At 69.8% G+C, this 5,962-nt stretch carries 4 protein-coding genes and 1 pseudogene; 4 read left to right on the top strand and 1 reads right to left on the bottom strand.

Going from position 1 to position 5,962, the window contains the following annotated elements; genetic code table 11:
- The 4 genes and pseudogenes from ACEN88_RS22850 to ACEN88_RS22835 form a co-directional block, all read left to right on the top strand.
- Window positions 1-253 (top strand): annotated as a pseudogene (locus ACEN88_RS22850) (hypothetical protein); the annotation flags it as partial.
- A 1-nt stretch (window position 254) separates the two neighbouring features.
- A complete protein-coding gene (locus ACEN88_RS22845; RefSeq protein ID WP_413343305.1) occupies window positions 255-695 on the top strand; it encodes a phosphate ABC transporter substrate-binding protein in 441 nt (146 codons plus the stop codon).
- Complete coding sequence (locus tag ACEN88_RS22840; RefSeq protein WP_413343303.1) at window positions 695-3,439, top strand: EAL domain-containing protein; 2,745 nt, start codon at window positions 695-697, stop codon at window positions 3,437-3,439. The genes ACEN88_RS22845 and ACEN88_RS22840 overlap by 1 nt, the downstream gene beginning before the upstream one ends.
- A 2-nt stretch (window positions 3,440-3,441) precedes the next feature.
- Window positions 3,442-4,536: a diguanylate cyclase domain-containing protein gene (locus ACEN88_RS22835; RefSeq protein ID WP_413343307.1), complete on the top strand. Its 1,095-nt coding sequence runs from the start codon at window positions 3,442-3,444 to the stop codon at window positions 4,534-4,536.
- A 5-nt stretch (window positions 4,537-4,541) separates the two neighbouring features.
- On the opposite strand, the gene ACEN88_RS22830 is transcribed toward ACEN88_RS22835, so the two are convergent.
- The coding region (locus ACEN88_RS22830) for a glycoside hydrolase 43 family protein (RefSeq protein WP_413343302.1) at window positions 4,542-5,962 on the bottom strand (1,421 nt) is incomplete at its 5' end.

Below are 5,962 nucleotides of genomic sequence, written 5' to 3'. Positions count from 1 at the left end.
GCCCCCGGCGCTGGCGCCGACGGCGGCCGCGCTGAACGCCGGCCTGAACACCCTGCTGTGGACGATCCCGCAACAGACGTCGCAGGCGGCGGGCGTGCGCTGGGACCTGCGCACGAACATGGCCCTCAAGCTGCAATACGACCGCGTGACGCCGCAGGAAGGCTCGCGCGGCACGTTCATCAACCCGACGATGCGCTTCGTGCCAGGCCACCCGGTCCACGTGGCCAGCGTCGCACTCGACTTCGTGTACTAGCATGGCGACGCTCAAGTATTCCCGCCTGCTGGGCACGTCCCTGCTGTTCGGCATCCTGGCCGGCGCGCCGGCGACGGCGGCCGATCTCGTCGTGATCGTCTCCGCGCGCAATCCCGTCGCCACCTTGCGCGCCGACCAGGTGGCCGCGATCTTCCTCGGCCAATCCGTGCGCTTCCCGGACGGCACGGAAGCGGTGCCGTTCGACCTGCGCCTCGGCGCGCCGACGCGCGACGAATTCTATGCGCGCGTGACGAACAAGACGCCCGCGCTGCTGAAGGCGCACTGGTCGAAGATTGTCTTCACGGGCCGCGGCCAGCCGCCCTCGGAGCTGGCGGACAGCGCGGCCGTGCGGCGCAAGGTGGCCGGCGATCCGGAAGCGATCGGCTACATCGAACGCAGCGCGCTCGACGCGAGCGTGCACCCGGTCCTCATGGTGCAGTGATGACGCCGTCCGCCGACTCCGACCGCCGCCGTCCCCGTTGGCTCGCGCGCGCCCTCGAGACGCACATCGCGCTGCCGCTGTTCGCCCTGCTGCCGCTGGTGGCCATCTGGGCCGCCTGTTTCCACTTCGTCGAAACGGAGCGGCGCGCGGCCGTCGACGCGGCGCGCGATGCCGTGCGCGAGCAGCTCGAGACGTACGAGGCGCAGGTCGCGCGCAACCTGAACGCCATCGACCAGACGCTGAAGGTGATCAAGTATTCGGTCGAACTGAACGGCCCCCACGCCGCGCTGCCCACGCTGCGCGCCGAGGAACTGCTGCCGCCCGGCCTCGTGTTCCAGGTCAGCGTGGCGGACCGCGACGGCACCATCGTCGACAGCAATCCCTCCATGCCGGCGCATGATGTGTCGCGCGCGCCGTATTTCACCGTGCACGCGAACGGCGGCGGCCACGGGGTATTCGTCAGCCAGACCGTCGGCGACACCGCCCGGTCCGAGCCGCACCTGCACTTCACGCGCCGCATCGAGGACGGCCACGGGCGCTTCGCCGGCGTCGCCATCGTCGAAGTCGATCCGGCGTATTTCACCAGCTCGTACGAACGCTCGCGCGGGGGCGAACTGGGCCTGCTGGCGCTCGTCGGCAGCGACGGCGTCGCGCGCGCCGTGCGCATCGGCGACAAGGTGTCGTGGGGCCAGCCGATCGCGCTCGACGGCATCGGGGAGGAAGCGGTCGCCCCGCATCCGACGGCACCGGACGGCATCGAGCGCTATGCGGGCGCGCGCCGCCTGTCGGGCTTCCCGCTCACGGCCGTCGTGGGCCTGGCCGACAGCGAACAGATGGCGCAGTACGAGCAGCACTACGGCACCTACCTCGTCGGCGCGACGGCCGCGAGTTCGCTGCTCGTCGCCGTCGTCGCGATGATCAGCGCGTGGTCGTGGCAGGTGGCGAAGGCGCGCCGGCGCGAGCGCCAGGCGCAGCAGACTTATGCGGCCGCGTCGGAAGCGAGCCCGGACGCGTTCTTCGTGCTGCGCAGCGTGACGGACATGAACGGCACCATCGTCGACTTCCTCGTCGAGGACTCCAACAGCCGCTCCGAACTCTTCACCGGCATCGCCAGCGAGGCGCTGCGCGGCCAGCTGCTGGATGATGCGCTGCCGTTTTACCGCACGAACGGCATGTGGGAACACCTCGTGCAGGTGGTGCTCGAACAGCGCGTCATCGAGGCCGAGTGGCAGGCGACCGCTGGTCCGACGGCCGGGCGCTGGCTGCAGCGCCAGATCGTGCCCGTCGAAGGCGGCGCCGTCGCGATGGTGCGCGACATCACGGAGCGCAAGCTGGCCGAGGAACGCATCCGCCACATGGCCCACCACGACGAGCTGACCGGCCTCCCGAACCGCAGCCTGATCCGCGACCGCCTGGACCAGGCCGTGCGCAACGCCCAGCGCAACGGCGGCCATCTCGCCCTCGCCTTCGTCGACCTGGACGGTTTCAAGCTCGTCAACGACGGCCTCGGTCACAATGCCGGCGACGAATTGCTGAAGGTCGTGGGCGGCCGCATGCAGGCCTGCCTGCGCCGCACGGACACCCTCGGCCGCCTGGGCGGCGACGAGTTCGTGATCCTGTTGCCGGAGGCCGGCGAAAGTCCGCTCGCGCTCACGCCCGTTCTGGAAAAGATCCGGCAAGCCGTGACCGAACCCGTGCAGATCGGCGACCAGGCGGTGCGCGTGAGCTGCAGCATGGGGGTCGTCGTGTACCCGCGCGACGGCGAGGATCCGAAGACCCTCATGATGAACGCCGACGCCGCGATGTACCGCGCCAAGGACCTGGGCAGCAACAACTTCCAGTTCTACACGCGCGAGATGAATGCCAGCGTCGAGGCAAAGCTCGTGATGCTGGAAGACATGCGCAGGGCGCTGGACGCCACGCTGGCGGACGACACGCACGACGCCACCGATGGCCAGGCGCCCGCGTTGCAAGCCCCCGCGGGGCGCTTCCACCTGCTGTACCAGCCGAAGGTCGACCTGCGCACGGGCCGTTTGTTCGGCGTGGAAGCGCTGATCCGCTGGCGCCATCCGGAACACGGCATCGTGCCGCCGATGCGCTTCATCGGGCTCGCGGAGGAGTCGGGCCTGATCGTCGGCCTGGGCGAATGGGTCGTGCGCACCGCATGCCGCCAGGCCCAGTTGTGGCGCGCGGCGGGGCTGGATCCGCTGACGGTGTCGGTGAACGTGTCGGCCCGCCAGTTCGAGGAAAAGCGCCTCGTCGAACGCATCGCCGGCGCCCTGCGCGACACCGGCCTGCCGCCCTGCGCGCTGGACCTGGAAGTGACGGAAAGCCTGCTGATGCGCGACCTGAACCAGGCCATCGAACGCATGCGCGAACTGAAGGAGATGGGCGTCACGCTGTCGATCGACGATTTCGGCACCGGCTATTCGAGCCTGTCCGCGTTGAAATCGTTCCCGATCTCGACGCTCAAGATCGACAAGTCATTCGTGCGCGACCTGGCCTCCAACTCGGACGACCAGGCGATCGCCCTGGCCGTGATCTCGCTGGGCCACCGCCTGCACCTGCGCGTGATCGCCGAGGGCGTGGAGACGGTCGAACAGCGCGACTTCCTGGTGGCGAACGACTGCGACGAGATGCAGGGCTATCTGTTCAGCCCTCCGGTGCCGGCCGAGCGCATCACGGAGATGCTGCAGGCCCAGCAACGCCAGCCGCGCGACGTCACGCAATTGGCGAGGGCGTGAGCATGATCACCCGCCACCAGACCGCGCGCATGCTGTTCGGCGCGGACCGCAAGCTGCACCGCATGCTGCAATACTGGGCCGGCACGGCCATCATGTACACGATCGTCATCGGCATGTTGTTCGGCCCCGCGGCGCTCGCGGGACAGCCGCAGGCCCGTGCCATCTGCCTCTACGTCACCGCGGGCGTGGCCGTGTTCTACCCGCTGGTGCGCATCGGCGCCCGCATCGGGCTCGCGCCGACCATCCTGGCGGGCCTGCAGGGCATCTTCAGCATCAGCTGCCACGTCTGGGGCTATTCGATCGCCGGGCCGCTGCGCGGCGCGACCCTGGTGGGGTTGCCGGTCATCGTCGTGTTCTGCGTCTTCGCCCTGCGTCCGCGCCAGACCCTGATGCTGACCGCCTTCAACCTGTCCGTCATGGGCGCCACGATGTGGTGGCACGCAGCGCATGATCCGCTGCATTTTCCGCCTGAGGCCGAGGCCGTGAACTTCGTGTTCGTGACGGTCGCCTCGCTTGCGGTCACCCTGCTGACCGGCGAAATGAGCAAGCTGCGCGCACGCCTGAAGACCCAGAAGGACGAGCTGCTGACGGCGCTCGACACGATCCGCACGCTGGCCACCATCGACGAGCTGACCAAGCTGGCCAACCGCCGCCACATGAACGAGCTGCTGGCGCAGGAAGAGCGCCGGCGCGACGCCGCGCGCGGGCCGACCTGCATCGCCGTGCTCGACATCGACTTCTTCAAGCGGATCAACGACAGCTTCGGCCATGCGGCGGGCGACACCGTGCTGCGCGACTTCGCGCAGGCCACGCGCGCCGAACTGCGCGAAGGCGACGCGCTGGCGCGCTGGGGCGGCGAGGAATTCCTGCTGATGCTGCCGAACACGACGCCCGCCAACGCACGCGCCGTGCTGGAGCGCATGCGCGCGCGCGTGGCCGCACTGAAGCCCTGCGATAGCGCCGCAGGGCACGTCAGCTTCTCGGCCGGCCTGAGCATCTGGCATCCCGACGAGCCCATCGTCGAGACCGTGAACCGCGCCGACAAGGCCCTGTACGCGGCCAAGGTGGCGGGACGCAACCGGGTGATCGAGGCCTGACGCCGTCAGCGTCCGGACCGGGTCACGCGGAACCAGTCGACGTCGACGTAATCGCGCACGATCGGCCGCGGGCCGCCGCCCTCGCGCGGCGCGTCGGTGTCGCCCTTGATCCACGTGAACACGGCGGGCCGGCTGCCTTTCCACCACGAGAACGGCGCGAGCTTCACCGGCATACCGGCCGCGTGGAATTCGTCGGAGTCGTCGCGCGCATACGAGAAGCGTACGGTCTGGTCTTCCGCCACGGCCGCGCGCAGGACGATGGCCTTGCCGTCGACCTTGCCCACCCGGGTCTCCACGCCGCCGTTCGCCACCGTCACATAATCCTTGCCCTCCTCGTGCACGACGCCCACCCAGGGCACGCCCACGCCGAACAGCACGAGACCCGCGCGCTGGCGCTCGCCCAGCCCCTTCAGTTCCAGCCGCGTCGTGATCTCGGACGCGGGGCCCTGCAGGATCTGCGTGAGGACGTTGCGCGCGCCGACGAGGTACTTCGCCTCGTTGGCCTGCAGGCGCAGATAGCCGGGCCGCTGCGTGAGGCTCCAGTGCGCATCGTCCGGATTGTGGTTCCACGACCATTGCAGGCCCAGCGCCGGCGCGGCGAATTCGTCCGAGTCCTGCAGCCGGTCCGCGGGCGTGCTGCGGCCCGTGTCCGGGACCGGTCCCTCGAGCACGGGCAGGCCGGCTTGTCCCATCTCCGGCCAGTCGTCCTTCCACACGACCGGCTGCAGGTGCGCGACGCGCCCGAACGCGCCCGTGCTGTTGAAGTGGATGAACCAGCCCTGCCCCGACGGCGTCTCGACCCAGCCGCCCTGGTGCGGCCCCTCGATGCCGTTCCCCGGCACCAGCACCTTGCGCGCCTCGTACGGCCCGTCGATGCGGCGCGCGCGCAGCACGGCCTGCGGTCCGTGCCCCACGCCGCCGATGGGCGCGAAGATGTAGTAATAGCCGTTGCGCTTGTAGACCTTGGGGCCTTCCAGCGTGGGCAGGTTGACCTTGTCCTCGACGATCGTCCTGCCTGCGTCGAGCACGCGGGTACCGTCCGCGCTCATCGCATGCAGGATCAACGGCCCGGCGCCGACCTTCGAGTGGACGAGGTAGGCCTTGCCGTCGTCGTCCCAGAACGGGCACGGGTCTTCGTAGCCGGGACCGGCGATGACGGCGACGGGCGCGCTCCACGGCCCGGCCGGGTCATTCGCCGTGCTCATGAAGATGCCCTCGTCCGGCGTCGCCCAGTACACGTAGAATTTGCCGGCGTGCTCGCGCAGCGACGGCGCCCACACGCCGCGGGCGTAGCGCTGGCCCGTGACGGGTTTCGACGTGGCGTCCGTCAGCGTGTACGGCGGGACCATGTCATAGGCCGGGTCGAACGGGAGCCGCGGCAGCACGTGGCCGGCGATGGTCCAGTGCACGAGATCCTTCGAGCGCA

It is taken from the genome of Massilia sp. CT11-108, assembly GCF_047302915.1.
Classification (GTDB): domain Bacteria; phylum Pseudomonadota; class Gammaproteobacteria; order Burkholderiales; family Burkholderiaceae_D; genus Telluria; species Telluria orientalis.
The sequence above is the reverse complement of the archived record's forward strand: the minus strand, read 5'-3'. Positions and strand labels throughout refer to the sequence as shown.

Bases quoted from the DNA above. Each gene is read 5' to 3' on its own strand.
- ACEN88_RS22840 (WP_413343303.1), top strand. From the start codon at position 695: ATGACGCCGTCCGCCGACTCCGACCGCCGCCGTCCCCGTTGGCTCGCG.
- ACEN88_RS22835 (WP_413343307.1), top strand. From the start codon at position 3,442: ATGATCACCCGCCACCAGACCGCGCGCATGCTGTTCGGCGCGGACCGC.
- ACEN88_RS22845 (WP_413343305.1), top strand. From the start codon at position 255: ATGGCGACGCTCAAGTATTCCCGCCTGCTGGGCACGTCCCTGCTGTTC.